The following is a 14,421-nucleotide window of genomic DNA, read 5'->3' on the forward strand; positions in this document are numbered from 1 at the left end:
GCGGCCCCTCAGGATCGGGTGGTGTCCGCCCGCCGGAGAGCCTCCGGGAGGGCGCGCGAGACGACGTCGTCCATCGGTCTGCCCTCCTTCACGTGCGGGCCCGCGCCGATCGCGTGCCGCCTGCGGGGAGCATGGCAGGGGCCGCCCGCGGCGGTCCACGTCTTTTTCGTCCGTAGGGTGCGGGGATGGGGTTCGTACCGGTCGTGGAGGGTGTCCCGGGCGTCGAGGACGTCCTGGTCCGCACCGCCCGGCGGCTGCGCACCACGACCACCTTGGTGCTCGCTCCCGGGGGCGGCGCCGTCGACGACGGTCGCGCGGCGCTCCTGGTCGACCCGGCGTGGGAGGCCGACGAGCTCGTGGCGGTCGCCGACGAGACGAGCGCCCGGGGCGGCCGGCTCGTCGCCGGGTACTCGACGCACGCCCACCACGACCACCTCCTGTGGCACCCGCGTCTCGGCCCCGAGGTGCCGCGCTGGGCGACGGCGCCAGCGGCGCTGGTCGCTCGGCGGGAGCGTCCACGGCTGCTGACGGAGGCGCGCGCCGACGCCGGGAGGTACGGGGGAGCCGGGCACCCGGCCGAGGTGCTCGACCTCCTGGGGCGCGTCGCGCCCGTCCCGGCGGGCGAGCGTGGCGTCCCCGACCCGGACGGCGTCCTGCCGCCCACCGAGCTCGTGGTCCACGACGGCCATGCCCCCGGGCACGGCGCGCTCTGGCTGCCCCGCAGCCGCGTGCTGGTGGCGGGGGACGTGCTGAGCGACGTCGAGCTCCCGCTGCCGCTCGACGAGATCGCGGGCGGCGGCACTGTGGCGAGCACGGAGGCGAACACGGAGGCGGGCTCGGTGGCGGGCTCGGTGGCGGGCTCGGAGGTGAGCAGGGAGGCGAGCAGGGAGGCGAGCAGGGAGGGCAGCGCGGTGCGCGACGTCGAGCGCTACCTCGCCGGGCTGGACCGGCTCGCGCCGTACGCGGCCCGGTGCGCCGTCGTCGTACCGGGGCACGGGACGCCGACGGCGGACGCGGTGGCCCGCCTCGACGCCGACCTTCGCTACCTCGACGCGGTGCTGGCGGGCCACGCCGTCGACGACCCGCGACTGGTGCTGCCGGGGGCCGCGGAGGAGGACCGCAGGCTGCGTGCCGCGCTGGCGCGCTGACGCGGGCGTGCCGGTCAGCCGCCGAAGGTGCCGGCCCAGGCGGCCGTGACCTGCTCCCAGACCGGCTGGGTGTCGAAACCCATCTGTCCCAGGACGGCCCAGGCCACGCCGGCGACCGCGTAGAGGCTGACCGGCGTCATGACGAGCCACTCCCGCCACGACCCGGCGTCGCCGAGGATCGGCAGCGAGAGGTTGCCGCCGTCGCGCCACACGTCGTCGAAGGGCAGCACCCGGTAGCGCCGGACCCAGTAGGGGGAGCGGAACTTCAGCGGCCACAGGAGGGGGACGCCCGCGGTGGTGACGAGGTCGCCGAGCACGTGCACCGTGCAGCCGAGCGCGACGGCGAGCGGCATCCAGTTCCACTCCTCGGGAGCGAAGACGGCCACGCACGCGGCGAGGAGCAGCGACAGCGTCCAGGTCCACCAGCGCTTGCCGCCGGTGACCTTCCAGGCGCGCAGCGCGAACGCGATGAGCAGGACGGCCATGACGCCGGGGCCGACCAGGACCTCGCCGAACGTCTCCGTGCTGATCGAGACCATGCCCATCACCCACGCGATCGCGGTGAAGACGGCGACGCCGAGGATGGAGTGGGTGCCGTTGCGGTGCCCGCCGGACACGGTCGCGACGAGCTTGGTGACGCCCTCGGAGACAGGGGGGAGCGAGTGCGCGATGGTGCCGCTGTGGTGATCGGCGTCGGGCAGCAGCGCGGCGCCCGCGCAGACCAGCGCGCCGGTCATCACCCCGACCTCGGAGACCGGGTGCCAGCCGAACGCGAACGGCGCCGTCGACGTGACGGCGACCCAGGCGGCCGCTCCCGACGCGGCGTGGTGCCCACCCATCATGACCTGCGGCGCTCCCGTCCACGGCTGCCGGTTCGCCGCCGTCGTCCCGTTCCTCACCCTTGACCGGTTGGTCCGGGCCGGGCAGGACGCTACACGTCGGCACCGACGCGCGAGCCTGTGACCAGGGACGGGCATCGCGGTTTGCGAGAGGCCGCCCCCGCCGTGCTATGTTTTTCCCCGCACCGAGACGGCGCCGAGGCGCTGTCGAGGTCCACTCGTCCGGGTGGCGGAATGGCAGACGCGCTAGCTTGAGGTGCTAGTGCCCTTTATCGGGCGTGGGGGTTCAAGTCCCCCTCCGGACACTCGTTGAGACAGCGACGAACCAGCCCCCGGGGTCCACAACCCGGGGGCTTTTTCGTGCCCGGGCACCGCTCATCTCACCGTCCCGACCCGTGTGGTCCCGACCCGTGTGGCGTACGCCGCGAGAGCCGCACGGGTCTTGGTCTCCTGGGGCGCACCGAGGTCGACGCCCTGGCTCGCGAGGAACACCTTCGTCTCCGCCGCAGCCTGGAACGCCGCGGCCGGCGCCGCCTTGGCCGACAGCTCGAGGATGCGGTCGCCGTCGGGCAGGAACCACAGCTCGGCGGTCATGGGCCGGGGCAGCCCCGCGGGCGCGAACCGGGCCTTGAGCAGGGTGACGGGGCCCAGCACGCGCAGGTCGTCGAACCCGACGCCGACCGGGAGGCGCGGCTCGAGCAGCGAGAGCTGCGTCCGGTCGAGCAGGCCGGGCAGGCGACCGACGTCGTCCAGCAGGGCGCGGACGTCGTCGTCGGGGAGCCGGCGCGTGGACGAGCACGAGCAGGTGAACCCGGCCGGCGACGCGTCCACCTCGACCTTGAAGCCGTCGGCCCGCCGCGCGCGGCCGGGGACGTCCGCCGGCAGCATCGGCCGCACCTTCGCGGTGATGTCGCCGGCCTTGCGCTGCGTGCGCCGGGCGCGGACGACGAGCCCGGCGGCGGACAGGTCGAGCGCGGGCGTGTCGAGGAACGCGACCTGGCGGATCGTCGCGTCGAGCGCGTCGATCCCGAGCCGGTCCAGCACGCGGCGATGGTCCGCACCGGGCACGGTCAGCTTCAGCTCGACCGCGTCGACGTCGGGCAGGACGGCGAGGACGGCTGCGAGCGTCTCGGCGTCGTACGCGGGCACCGGCGCGGACGTCGGCGCCGACGGCGCCGACGGGTCGAGGATGCTGTGAGGCTGCGGGGACGTCCCGGTCATGGTGGGCTCCTCCTGTCGCCGGGCGACGTGCGTCCATGGTCCGGCGACGGCGGCGCTCGCGCACCGGGCCACCGGTCGGGCGGGAGAAATTCACCCGGGCGGGCGGCACGCGTCGTCCTCCCACGACGGGCGGGCGCCGTGCGGCAGACTGGGCGGACGATCGGCGAGAGGAGCGCACGGGTGGCGAAGCGCACGAGCGAGAACGTCCCGGCCTGGCTGCGGACGTCGGCCGGCTGGTCGTGGCGGCTCATCGCCCTGACCGCGGCGGTCGCGCTCGTGTTCTGGGCGACGGTGCAGGTGCAGCTCGTCTTCGTGGCGGTCTTCCTCGGGCTCGTGTTCGCGTCGGTGCTCAACCCCGTCGCGGACTTCTACGCCAAGGTCATGCCGCGCCCGCTGGCCACCGCGCTCGCGATCCTCAGCGCGTTCCTCGTGCTCGGCGGCCTCCTCACGTACGTCGTCGCCTCCGTGGCCGGGCAGTGGGAGAATCTCGCCGGCCAGTTCGACACCGGCGTGCAGCAGATCCTCCAGTACGTGGAGAGCGGGCCGTTCGGGCTGTCCGTGACCGGCGACCAGATCAACGAGTGGATCGACCAGGGCCGGCAGTGGGTCGCCGACAACGCCGACTCGCTGGTCAGCCAGGCGGCGCAGAGCGCGGGCTCGGTCTTCGAGGGCTTCGCCATCTTCGCCCTGTCGATCTTCTGCACGGTCTTCTTCGTCGCGTCGGGCGGCAAGATGTGGCGCTGGTTCCTGGGCCAGATCCCGGAGGAGCACCGCACCCGGTGGCAGGCCGCCGCGGGAGCCGGCTGGTACAGCTTCTCCGGCTACGCGCGCGGCACCGTGATCATCGCCTTCGTCGACGGCGTCCTGGCGTTCATCCTGCTGACGATTCTCGGGGTGCCGCTCGCGGCCCCCCTGGCCGTGCTGGTCTTCATCGGTGCGTTCATCCCGCTGATCGGCGCGCCGCTGGCGATGATCATCGCGGCCGTCGTCGCGCTCGCGGCCAACGGGTTCGTCACGGCGCTCATCGTCACGATCGGCATCGCGCTCATCGGGCAGCTCGAGGGGCACGTGCTGCAGCCGCTCATCATGGGCAAGCAGGTGGCCCTGCACCCGCTGGTCATCGGCCTCGGGGTCACCGCCGGCACCGTGCTGGCCGGGATCCTCGGCGCGATCATCGCGGTCCCGCTCATGGCGGTCGCGTGGACCGTGTTCTCGACGCTGCGGGGCGACCGGCCGCACCCCGAGCTCGACGAGCCGCCCGGGCCGGGCGACAGGCCGCTCGCCGTGGCCCCGATCCTCGCGCCGCCGGACGCCGCCGCGGCAGGCGGGGCCACCGAGGGATCCGAGGAGACCCCGGACAAATAGCGATGAAGCCGTCGGGCCCGGCGTGCCACGATGCCCCGATGGAGCCGTTCGTCCTCGCTACCGACCGCGTCCGCCTGTCCGTCCCGACCTCCGCCGACGTCGACCGCATCGCCGACATCTGCGCGGACCCCGCGATCGCGCGGTGGACCACGGTGCCGTCGCCGTACACGCGCGACGACGCGGTCGGGTTCGTCGACAGGTTCGTCGCCGACGGCTGGGCCGAGGAGAAGGACTTCACCTGGGCGGTCCGCGCGCCAGGGGCTTCGGACACCCCCGTGCTGGCGATGGTCGGGATCTCGCGGGAGGGCGCGCCGGGCGTGCAGCCCGCGGGCGAGCTGGGCTTCTGGTGCGCCCCGGACGCCAGGGGCCGGGGGCTGATCACCGATGCGGCACGGCTCGTGGTCGACTGGGCCGTCGACCCGGAGGGCCTCGGCCTCGGTGTCGTGCGCTGGCGCGCGAACGTGGGCAACTGGGCGTCACGTCGTGTCGCCTGGAAGCTCGGCTTCCGCTACGAGGGGCTGCTCCGTCGTTTCGGCGCGCAGCGGGGCGTGCTGCAGGATTCCTGGGTGGCGTCGTACGTCCCGGGCGACCCGCGCGAGCCGAACGAGCCGTGGCCCGCGGAGGCCTCGTCGGCCGCCTGACCGGTCGGCTTTGGGCGCGCTCGTCCCCGGACCGTATGCTCCCTGCGCGCAAGGGCGCGGATCGAGGCACGCACGGCGCGCGCCGGGAGCATGGAGGCTGGCGATGGGGCTGGAACGACGGGTCGCGGTGATCGGGGCGGGGCCGTCGGGCCTGGCCGCCGCACGGGCGCTGGACCGCGCCGGGCTCGCCTTCGACGGGTACGAGGCCCACACGGACGTCGGCGGGCTGTGGGACATCGACAACCCGCGCTCGACCGTCTACGAGTCCGCGCACCTCATCTCCTCGCGCACCACGACGCAGTTCGACGAGCTGCCGATGGACTCCGCGGCCGACTACCCGAGCCACCGCGAGCTGCTGCGCTACTTCCGCGCCTACGCGGACGAGTTCGGGCTGCGGGAGCGCTTCCGCTTCGGCACGCGCGTGACCGCGGTGGTGCCGGCCGACGGCGACGACACCGGCCGCAGCGGCTGGGTGGTGCGGTCCGAGCCCGCCGGCCCGGCGCCGGACCCGACGGCCGGAGCCGTCGAGCGCACGTACTCGCACGTCGTCGTCGCGAACGGCACGCTCGCCGAGCCGAACGTGCCGACCCTCCCCGGGGAGTTCGCCGGCGAGGTGCTGCACTCGAGCGCGTACAAGAGCGCGGACGTGCTCGAGGGCCGGCGGGTCCTCGTCGTCGGGGGCGGCAACTCCGGCTGCGACATCGCCGTGGACGCCGTCCACCGCGCCGCGTCGGTCGACCTGTCGGTGCGGCGTGGCTACTGGTTCGTGCCGCGCTACCTGCTGGGCCGACCGACCGACACGCTCAACCAGGGCCGGCCGCTGCCCGCCCGGATCAAGCAGGCCGTCGACTCCCGTCTCCTGCGACTCCTCAACGGGGACCCGCGCCGCTTCGGCTTCCCCGAGCCGGACCACAGGATCTACGAGTCGCACCCCGTGGTGAACTCCCTCGTGCTGCAGCACGCCGGGCAGGGCGACTTGCGCGTGCGGGCCGACGTCGACCGGTGCGAGGGCCGGACGGTGCACTTCGCCGACGGCAGCAGCGACGACTACGACCTCGTGCTGCTCGCCACCGGCTACCGGCTCGACTACCCGTTCCTGGACCCGCGCCACCTGGCCTGGTCCGGCCCCGGCTCGGGCACGGCGCCGCGGCTGTTCTGCAACATCGTGCCGCCGTCGGGCAACGGGCTGTTCGTCGTCGGGATGCTCGAGGCGTCCGGCATCGGTTGGCAGGGCCGCGCCGAGCAGGCCGAGCTGGTGGCGCGCTACCTCGCGGCCGAGGCGGCCGGCACCGGCGGCGACACCGCCGCCCGCGCGCGGGCCGTGCGCTTCCGACGGCGCCTGACCGAGCCGTGGCCGGACCTGACCGGCGGCTACCGCTACCTCGGGCTGGAGCGGATGAGCTACTACGTGAACAAGGACGCCTACCGGCGCACGGTGCGGCGGCTCGCGGCCGAGCTGGCCCCCGCGCCGTCCGGGGAGGGCACGGCGTGAACATCGACGACGTCGCCGTCCGCTTCGCGCCCGGGTCGATGGTCGCCCTCGACCTCGTGCTCGGCCTCATCATGCTCGGCATCGCGCTCGACACGTCGCCCGCGGACTTCCGGGCGCTGCGCCGCGCGCCGCGGGCGGCCGTGCTGGCGCTGGTCGCGCAGCTCGTCGCGCTCCCCGCCGTGACCTTCGGGCTCACGCTGCTGCTCGACGTGCAGGCGTCGGTCGCGCTCGGCATGATCCTCGTCGCGTGCTGCCCGCCCGGGAACGTGTCCCAGGTGCTGACGCACCGCTCGGGCGGCAACGTGGCGCTGTCGGTCTCGCTCACCGCCGTCGGGAACGCGATCTACATCGTCGCGATGCCGCTCAACCTCGCCCTGTGGGGGTCGCTGCACCCGACGGCGGGCGCGATCCTCACCGACGTGCGCCTGGACGCGGGACAGATGCTGCTCGAGATCCTCCTGGTCATCGGGGTGCCGTTCGCCGTCGGGATGCTCGTGCGCACGCGCTGGCCCGCGCTCGCCGCGCGGGTGCACCGCCCGGTGCGCTGGGTGAGCCTCGTGGCGCTCGTCGGCTTCATCGTCGCGGCGCTCGCGGGCAACTTCGCGGTCTTCGTCGCCTCCATCGGCGTGGTCCTGCTGGCCGTGTTCCTGCACGACGCCGCCGCCCTGGGCCTGGGGTACCTCGCCGGGAGGGCGGGCCGCCTCGGGGCGCGGGAGGTCAAGGCGGTCACGTTCGAGGTCGGCATCCGCAACGCGGGTCTCGGGCTCGGCCTCGTGTTCACGTTCTTCGGCGGGCTGGGCGGCATGGCCGTCGTCGCCGGCTGGTGGGGCGTCTGGGACATCGTGGCCGGGCTGGCGCTGGCGACCGTCTGGGCGCGCCGGACCCGGGCCCGCGCGGCCCGCACGGAGGTGGCGGCATGAGGCGCGTCCTGGTCACCGGCGGCGCCGGGTTCCTCGGGTCGCACGCGGTGGCGGCCCTCGCGGCGCACGACGACGTCGCGCACGTCGTCGCCGGCGACCTGCGCGAGGCCCGGGTGCCCGACGGCGCCGCGTGGGAGCGGCTCGACGTCACGGACCTCGCCTCGGTGGGCCGGGTGATCGACGCGCACGACGTCGACACGGTGGTGCACCTCGCGGCCGTCGTGAACCCGGGCACCCTCGACGCCGCGACCGAGCGGGCCGTCGACGTCGACGGCACCCGGAACGTCCTCGACGCCTGCGTGGCGGCCGGGGTCCACCGGGTGGTGATCTCGTCCTCGGGAGCGGCCTACGGCTACCACGCGGACAACCGGGTGCCGCTGACCGAGGCCGACCCGGTGCGCGGCAACGAGGAGTTCACGTACTCGCGCCACAAGCGCGAGGTCGAGGAGATGCTCGCGCGGTACCGCGCCGACCACCCGGGCCTGGGCCAGGTGGTGCTGCGCATCGGGACGATCCTCGGCCCCGGCGTCGACAACCAGATCACGGCCCTGTGGGAGACGCGCAGGCTGCTGCGGGTGCGCGGCGCGGAGAGCCCGTTCGTCTTCGCGTGGGTCGACGACGTCACCGGCGCGGTGGTCGCCGGCGCGACCGGGGCGACCACGGGCACGTTCAACGTGTGCGGCGACGGCGCGATGACCGTGGCCGACATCGCGGCGCGCCTCGGCCGGCCCACGCTGGACGTCCCGGCGTGGGCGCTCGCCGCCGCGCTGCGTGTCGGGCACGCCCTGCGCCTCACGGTGCACGGGCCGGAGCGCGTCGGGTTCCTGCGCTACCGGCCGGTGCTCGACAACTCCCGGCTCAAGGCCGAGCTGTACGAGCCTCGGCTGACGTCGCGCGAGGCGTTCGACACCTGGGTGCGCGGCCGGGGCACGCCGGAGCCGGAAACAGGTGGCCCCCGTGCGGAGGTCGGGTAGCATCGACGCCGTCCCCGCGGCCTCCGCCGCGTGTGAGAGGGGACGGCTCCAGGACGAGAGGCGCACCACAGCGATGACGGGCATCCGGACGACCGCCTAGCGCGTCGACCCCGAGGCTCCCCGCCGCCAGCACGCTCGAGTGCCGGCCGGAGGAGCGGCGTCGACGCACCCGCCGTCCGCCGTTCCCGCACCGCTGGAGTCCTCCGTGCCCGCTACCCATCCCTCCGTCGTCCTGCAGGACGTCACCTTCTCCTGGCCCGACGGGGCCACCCCGATCGCCGGCGTGTCCGGCGCCTTCTCCCGCGGCCGCACCGGCCTCGTCGGTCTCAACGGCGCGGGGAAGTCCACCCTGCTGCGCCTCGTCGCCGGGCGCCTGCGACCGACGTCCGGGTCGATCAACGTGTCCGGCGTCGCGGACTACCTGCCGCAGCGCCTCACCCTCGACACGGACGCCACGGTCGCGGACCTGCTCGGCGTGCGCGACGTCGTCGACGCGGTGCGCGCCATCACCGCCGGCGAGGTGCCCGAGGACCGCCTCGGCGCGCTCTTCGACGTCGTCGGCGACGGCTGGGACGTCGAGGAGCGCGCCCACGCCGAGCTCGCCGGCACGGGGCTGCCGTCCGGCGACGGCGTGCTCGACCGCCCGGTCGGCACCCTCTCGGGCGGCGAGGCGATGCTCGTCGCCGTCACCGGTGTGCGGCTGCGCGGCGCGGACGTCGCGCTCCTGGACGAGCCGACCAACAACCTCGACGGCGCCGCCCGCGAACGGCTGCACGAGATCGTGCGCACGTGGCGCGGCGCGCTCGTCGTCGTCTCGCACGACCGGGAGCTGCTCGAGCTGGTCGACGAGACCGCGGAGCTGCGCACCGGCTCCCTCACCACCTACGGCGGCACGTACGCGCAGTACGAGGAGCACCTGGCGGCGCAGCAGGAGGCGGCGCGGGCCGCCCTGCGCGACGCCGAGCAGGTCCTGCGCCGCGAGAAGCGGGAGCGGATCAAGGCCGAGGAGCGCATCGCCCACTCCGAGCGCCGGGGCCGCAAGGACGTCGTGGAGCGCCGCTACGTCAAGGCGGCGATCAACGACCGGCGCAACTCCGCGGAGAAGTCGCAGGCAGCCCGCCGCGGCCAGGCCGCCGGGAAGGAGTCCGACGCCCGGGCCGCGGTCGAGGCCGCGGAGCTCTCCGTGCGCGCCGACGACCGCATCGTCGTCGACCTGCCCGACCCGGACGTGCCCGCGGGCCGGCGCCTCGCCGTCCTGCGCGGCACGGACGGACGCGAGGTCGTGCTCGCCGGGCCGGAGCGCGTGGCGCTGACCGGCCCCAACGGCGTCGGCAAGACGACGCTGCTGGAGCGGCTCGTCGGGGTCGCGCCCGGGGGCACCGACGTCGGCACGGGGGCGGTCGCCGACGCGCTCACCGACCGGGTCGGCTACCTGCCGCAGCGGCTCGACGTGCTCGACGACGACCAGACGGTGCTCGACGCCGTGCGGACCGGCGCGCCGGACGTCGCGCCCGGGGAGCTGCGCAACCGGCTGGCGCGGTTCCTCGTGCGCGGCGACCAGGTGGGCCGCCCGGTCGCGACGCTGTCGGGCGGCGAGCGGTTCCGCGTCACCCTCGCGCGGCTGCTGCTGGCCGACCCGCCCGCCCAGCTGCTGGTCCTCGACGAGCCCACGAACAACCTCGACATCGCCAGCACGGACCAGCTGGTGCAGGCGCTCGCCGCGTACCGGGGCGCGCTGCTGGTGGTGAGCCACGACCGGGCGTTCCTCGACCGGCTCGACCTCGACGCCGAGCTGGTGCTGGCCGCGGACGGGACGCTCGCCGAGCGGCGGTCGTAGCCGCCCGGCGAGCGTCCGTCAGCCGTCCGTCCGGCCGGTCAGGAGCAGGGGAGGGCTCCGTTGTCTGGCGCCTGGCCGGCCCCGACGAAGCCGACCGTCACGCTCTGGCCCGCGCCGACGTGCGCGGTCCACGCCACCGGGGTGACGACGCCGCCCGCCAGCTCGCCGCCCCACATGTTCGTGGAGGTGATGCCGGCGGCGTCGACCTCCCACGTCGCCAGGTCGGCGTCGCCGGCGGTGACGACGATCTGGCCCTGGTAGCCGCCGGACCACGAGCTCGTCGTGGTGTAGGCCGCGGTGCACGCGCCGTCGGTCGTCCCGCCGTCGTCGGTCGTCGTGGTGAAGGAGGCCGTCGGCGTGGGGTCGGACACCGCCCCGGTGTTGTCGTTGCGGGCCCGCACCGTGACCTCGTAGGTCGAGCCGGGGTCCAGCCCGGTGAGGTCGACCATGGGTGACTCGTCGGTCGCCGCGAGGACCTCGCCGGTCGCGGCGTCGAGCACGTCGTACCCCGTCACGCAGCCGGTCCGGGAGACACCCCACATGAGGTGCGCCCGGGTGGCCCGCACGTCGTGGGCCATGACCTCGCCGGGGACTCCCGGGGCCTCGTCCGGGCAGGCGGGCGGGTCCACGGGCCCGGTGTCGTCGCCGATGCCGGTGACCTCCCCGTCGCCGCCGTCGAACTCCACGTCCGAGCAGCTGTAGAAGTTCTCGCTGCTGTCCGAGCGCACCCAGTGCGTGAAGACGACGTGGCTCCCGGTGCGGTCGGCGGGCAGGGTGACGTCCCAGTAGTAGTAGTTGTCGCCTCCCGGGCCGCCGGTGTCCGGCGGGTCCGTCACGGAGTCGACCAGCTCGAGGTCCGCCCACCCGAGCGGCTGGGTCGGGTCGAAGCCCTCCCTCGTCACGTAGACGTCGAACCGGCCCGGGTGCTCGGCCCAGTTGTTGTGCTGGAACTCGTACGTGGCGCCCGCGGTGAGGTGCGTCGTCGGCCAGTCGGTGCGCGGCGCGTTGAACGCGGAGAAGTCGTACGGTCCCCGGTCGCCGCCGGAGCAGATGGTGCCGTCGGGGATGTACCCCTCGGTGCGGCCGGCGCCGTTCGAGTCCAGGTTGCCGAACCAGTTGTAGTAGGCGTTCGGTCCGCTCTCGGCGAGCGCGTCGGCGCACGCGGGGTTGCTCGGGGCGAGCTGTCCGTTCGGGGTCTGGGCGTCCACCCAGCACAGGTACTGCCGGGAACCGGGGAACACCTCCGCCCCGTGGGCGGCGGCGGGCTGGCCGACGACGGCGACGACGCCGACGGCGGCGAGCACGGCTGCCGCGAGGGATGCCGCGAGTCTTCGCATGATGGTCCTCCTCCTCGAGGTCCGTGGGTGCGTGGGCACGACGGTGGTCCACGGTGCGGACGGCGTCACCGCGGCTAAACGTTTCGCGCACGGGCGCCGGTACGGTGTCGGGGTGACGTCCCAGCCCCTCGCCCCGCGCCCGAGCACGCCTCCCACGACGCCCCCGACCGCGCACCCCTCCGCCGAGCAGGAGGTGGTGGGCATCTGTCGTGACCTGCTGCGGATCGACACCTCCAACTACGGCAACGGCGAGGGGCCGGGGGAGCGGCGGGCGGCGGAGCTCGTCGCCGGGCTGCTCACCGAGGTGGGGCTCGAGGTGGAGCTGTTCGAGTCGGAGCCCGGCCGCACGTCGGTCGTGACGCGGCTCGAGGGCACGGACCCGAGCCGGCCCGCGCTGGTGCTGCACGGGCACACGGACGTGGTGCCGGCCGCGGCCGACGACTGGTCCGTCGACCCGTTCGGCGGCGAGGAGATCGACGGGCTCCTGTGGGGCCGCGGCGCGGTGGACATGAAGGACATGGACGCGATGATCCTGTCCGTCGTGCGGCAGATGGTCCGGGAGGGCCGCCGCCCGGCGCGCGACGTCGTCGTCGCCTTCTTCGCCGACGAGGAGGCCGGCGGCGTGCGCGGCGCGCAGTGGGCCGTGCGGCACCGGCCCGAGCTCTTCGAGGGCGCCACCGAGGCGATCAGCGAGGTGGGCGGCTTCTCCGTCGAGGTCGGCGGGCGGCGCGCCTACCTGCTGCAGACGGCGGAGAAGGGCCTCGCCTGGCTCCGGCTCGTGGCCGACGGCCGGGCCGGCCACGGCTCCCAGGTGAACGCCGAGAACGCCGTGACCGAGCTCGCCGCGGCGGTCGCGCGGATCGGGCAGCACCCGTGGCCGTACACGCTGACCCCGACGGTGGAGAAGCTGCTGCGCGGGGTCTCCGACCTCACGGGGCTGCGGTTCGACGGCGAGGACCCCGCCGCCGTGGACGCGCTCGTCGCGGCGCTGGGCCCGGCCGCGAAGTTCGTGGGCGCCACGGTGCGGCACACGTCCAACCCCACGCAGCTGGACGCGGGCTACAAGGCGAACGTCATCCCCGGGCGGGCCGAGGCCACCGTCGACGTGCGCCTCCTGCCCGGCCACGAGGAGGAGGGGATGGCGACGCTGCGCGAGCTCGCCGGTCCCGCCGTGCGCGTCGAGCCGATCCACCAGGACACCGCGCTCGAGGTGCCGTTCTCCGGCGACCTCGTGGACTCGATGGTCGCCTCCCTCCTCGCCGAGGACCCGGGGGCCGCGGTGCTGCCGTACACGCTCTCGGGCGGCACCGACAACAAGTCGCTGTCGCGGCTCGGCATCACCGGGTACGGCTTCGCCCCGCTGCGCCTGCCCGCCGACCTCGACTTCTCCGGGATGTTCCACGGCGTCGACGAGCGGGTGCCGGTCGACTCGCTGCGCTTCGGCACGCGCGTGCTGGACCGCCTGCTGCGCGACTGCTGAGCGGCGTCGCCGTCGGACGTCCCCGTCAACCGCCCAGCCGGGCGAGCAGGTGGCGCGTCTGCTCGACGTACCCGCCGCCGAAGAGCACGGCGTGCACCGCGAGCGGGTACAGCTGGTGCAGCGGGACCCGCTCGCGCCACCCGGGGGCGAGGGGCCACGCGGCCTCGTAGCCCGCGAGGACCGCGTCGAGGTGCGGCGCCCCGAAGAGCGCCAGCATGGCGAGGTCGGCCTCCCGGTGCCCGCCGTGGGCGGCCGGGTCGATGAGCACCGCCTCGGCGGAGCCTCCCGGGCCCTGCGACCACAGCACGTTCCCGGACCAGAGGTCGCCGTGCACGCGGGCCGGCGCCTCTCGCGCCGCGGGGCCCGCGAGGACGCCGAGCCGACCGCACACCCGCTCGACGGCGGCCGCGTCCTGCGCGGTGAGCACGCCTCGCTCCCGGCCCTGCGCGACGACGGGCCGGAGCCGGGCGTGCGCGTAGAAGGCGGGCCAGTCGCCCCAGGTCCCCGCCACCAGGGGCAGGGGGTCGTCGAGCGGACCGAAGTACCCGCGCCCCGCGCCGGGCGGAAGGACGCCGAACCCGGCGGCGCCCGCTCGGTGCAGCACGGCGAGGCGACGGCCCAGGTCGCGCGCGGCGTCGGGCGTGGGGCGCGCCGGGTCGACGCGCTCCAGGTCGAGGTGCTCCGCTCCGTGCTCCAGCACGCGGGCGACCCGCGGGCCGCCCGGCACGGTGAGCCAGCGGAGCCCGGCCGCCTCGGTGGCGAAGAACCCCGGCGGCGCGTGCGCCCGCGACTTGCGGAAGGCGTCGGCCATACGTCCTGCCCTGCGTCCTGACCTGCGTCGTGGCATGCGTGCTGACGTGCCGACCGGTCAGAAGGTGGCGCTGACCTTGATGATCTTGCGACGCAGCCACACCCGGCGCTCGCCGCCGATGTAGAGGCGGGTGCGCGCCAGCTCCCACCGGCCGTACTCGGCCTCCTCGGTGAGCATCTTGCGCGCGTCCGGGACGCTGGTGCCCCGGTCGATGGTCAGCACGCGGTACTCGTACTGTCCGTGCTTGCGCCAGGCGGACGGCGCGCCGGGGCGCGCGTCTGCCTGCGACGTCGACGGGATCGAAGCCATCCGCTGTTCCTCCCGAAGTGCTGGCGGGCGGTTTTCGTCTGCCCATT

At 75.0% G+C, this 14,421-nt stretch carries 13 protein-coding genes and 1 tRNA gene; 9 read left to right on the forward strand and 5 right to left on the reverse strand.

Translation table 11 applies throughout. The features are described 5' to 3' along the window. The first annotated feature begins 185 nt into the window (after nt 1–185). The gene (locus ACFVS0_RS14740; RefSeq protein ID WP_430588371.1) at nt 186–1,148 is read left to right on the forward strand and encodes an MBL fold metallo-hydrolase; all 963 of its coding nucleotides are present in this window, start codon (nt 186–188) and stop codon (nt 1,146–1,148) included. A 14-nt stretch (nt 1,149–1,162) separates the two neighbouring features. On the opposite strand, the gene ACFVS0_RS14745 is transcribed toward ACFVS0_RS14740, so the two are convergent. After that, the gene (locus tag ACFVS0_RS14745; RefSeq protein ID WP_430588372.1) at nt 1,163–2,047 is read right to left on the reverse strand and encodes a metal-dependent hydrolase; all 885 of its coding nucleotides are present in this window, start codon (nt 2,045–2,047) and stop codon (nt 1,163–1,165) included. Between the two features lie 160 nt (nt 2,048–2,207). Here ACFVS0_RS14745 and ACFVS0_RS14750 point away from each other — a divergent pair. Then, nucleotides 2,208–2,292: transfer RNA gene (locus ACFVS0_RS14750), tRNA-Leu, on the forward strand. Between the two features lie 70 nt (nt 2,293–2,362). Here ACFVS0_RS14750 and ACFVS0_RS14755 read toward each other — a convergent pair. Next, complete coding sequence (locus tag ACFVS0_RS14755; RefSeq protein WP_430588373.1) at nt 2,363–3,208, reverse strand: hypothetical protein; 846 nt, start codon at nt 3,206–3,208, stop codon at nt 2,363–2,365. 180 nt (nt 3,209–3,388) lie between these two features. On the opposite strand from ACFVS0_RS14755, the gene ACFVS0_RS14760 reads away from it, so the two are divergent. From ACFVS0_RS14760 to ACFVS0_RS14785, 6 genes are all read left to right on the forward strand, one after another. Next, on the forward strand, nt 3,389–4,573 hold the full coding sequence (locus ACFVS0_RS14760) for an AI-2E family transporter (protein WP_430563737.1): 1,185 nt from the start codon (nt 3,389–3,391) through the stop codon (nt 4,571–4,573). A 38-nt stretch (nt 4,574–4,611) separates the two neighbouring features. Next, entirely contained in the window at nt 4,612–5,214 is a 603-nt protein-coding gene (locus ACFVS0_RS14765) for a GNAT family N-acetyltransferase (RefSeq protein WP_430551829.1), read from the forward strand. Between the two features lie 103 nt (nt 5,215–5,317). Continuing rightward, on the forward strand, nt 5,318–6,706 hold the full coding sequence (locus ACFVS0_RS14770; RefSeq protein ID WP_430588374.1) for a flavin-containing monooxygenase: 1,389 nt from the start codon (nt 5,318–5,320) through the stop codon (nt 6,704–6,706). Next, nucleotides 6,703–7,626, forward strand: coding sequence for a bile acid:sodium symporter family protein (locus tag ACFVS0_RS14775; protein ID WP_430586549.1), 924 nt, complete (start codon nt 6,703–6,705; stop codon nt 7,624–7,626). Before ACFVS0_RS14770 ends, ACFVS0_RS14775 begins: the two co-directional genes overlap by 4 nt. Further along, on the forward strand, nt 7,623–8,600 hold the full coding sequence (locus tag ACFVS0_RS14780; protein WP_430588375.1) for an NAD-dependent epimerase/dehydratase family protein: 978 nt from the start codon (nt 7,623–7,625) through the stop codon (nt 8,598–8,600). Before ACFVS0_RS14775 ends, ACFVS0_RS14780 begins: the two co-directional genes overlap by 4 nt. A 205-nt stretch (nt 8,601–8,805) precedes the next feature. After that, entirely contained in the window at nt 8,806–10,437 is a 1,632-nt protein-coding gene (locus tag ACFVS0_RS14785) for an ABC-F family ATP-binding cassette domain-containing protein (RefSeq protein WP_430588376.1), read from the forward strand. 38 nt (nt 10,438–10,475) lie between these two features. Here the strand turns inward: ACFVS0_RS14785 and ACFVS0_RS14790 are convergent, their stop codons facing one another. Continuing rightward, the gene (locus tag ACFVS0_RS14790) at nt 10,476–11,774 is read right to left on the reverse strand and encodes a lytic polysaccharide monooxygenase (protein ID WP_430588377.1); all 1,299 of its coding nucleotides are present in this window, start codon (nt 11,772–11,774) and stop codon (nt 10,476–10,478) included. A gap of 112 nt (nt 11,775–11,886) precedes the next feature. On the opposite strand from ACFVS0_RS14790, the gene ACFVS0_RS14795 reads away from it, so the two are divergent. Then, entirely contained in the window at nt 11,887–13,254 is a 1,368-nt protein-coding gene (locus ACFVS0_RS14795) for a M20/M25/M40 family metallo-hydrolase (protein ID WP_430588378.1), read from the forward strand. A gap of 25 nt (nt 13,255–13,279) precedes the next feature. Here ACFVS0_RS14795 and ACFVS0_RS14800 read toward each other — a convergent pair whose 3' ends face one another. Next, nucleotides 13,280–14,101, reverse strand: a complete 822-nt coding sequence (locus ACFVS0_RS14800) for a fructosamine kinase family protein (protein WP_430588379.1) — start codon at nt 14,099–14,101, stop codon at nt 13,280–13,282. Between the two features lie 21 nt (nt 14,102–14,122). After that, on the reverse strand, nt 14,123–14,374 hold the full coding sequence (locus ACFVS0_RS14805) for a DUF5703 family protein (protein WP_430551837.1): 252 nt from the start codon (nt 14,372–14,374) through the stop codon (nt 14,123–14,125). Nucleotides 14,375–14,421 lie beyond the last annotated feature (47 nt).

Origin of the sequence: Isoptericola sp. NPDC058082 (assembly GCF_042885055.1) — a bacterium.
In the GTDB taxonomy this organism is placed as follows: domain Bacteria; phylum Actinomycetota; class Actinomycetes; order Actinomycetales; family Cellulomonadaceae; genus Isoptericola.

Bases quoted from the DNA above. Each gene is read 5' to 3' on its own strand.
- ACFVS0_RS14790 (WP_430588377.1), bottom strand. From the start codon at position 11,774: ATGCGAAGACTCGCGGCATCCCTCGCGGCAGCCGTGCTCGCCGCCGTC.
- ACFVS0_RS14740 (WP_430588371.1), top strand. From the start codon at position 186: ATGGGGTTCGTACCGGTCGTGGAGGGTGTCCCGGGCGTCGAGGACGTC.
- ACFVS0_RS14765 (WP_430551829.1), top strand. From the start codon at position 4,612: ATGGAGCCGTTCGTCCTCGCTACCGACCGCGTCCGCCTGTCCGTCCCG.
- ACFVS0_RS14800 (WP_430588379.1), bottom strand. From the start codon at position 14,101: ATGCCACGACGCAGGTCAGGACGCAGGGCAGGACGTATGGCCGACGCC.
- ACFVS0_RS14770 (WP_430588374.1), top strand. From the start codon at position 5,318: ATGGGGCTGGAACGACGGGTCGCGGTGATCGGGGCGGGGCCGTCGGGC.
- ACFVS0_RS14755 (WP_430588373.1), bottom strand. From the start codon at position 3,208: ATGACCGGGACGTCCCCGCAGCCTCACAGCATCCTCGACCCGTCGGCG.
- ACFVS0_RS14805 (WP_430551837.1), bottom strand. From the start codon at position 14,374: ATGGCTTCGATCCCGTCGACGTCGCAGGCAGACGCGCGCCCCGGCGCG.
- ACFVS0_RS14780 (WP_430588375.1), top strand. From the start codon at position 7,623: ATGAGGCGCGTCCTGGTCACCGGCGGCGCCGGGTTCCTCGGGTCGCAC.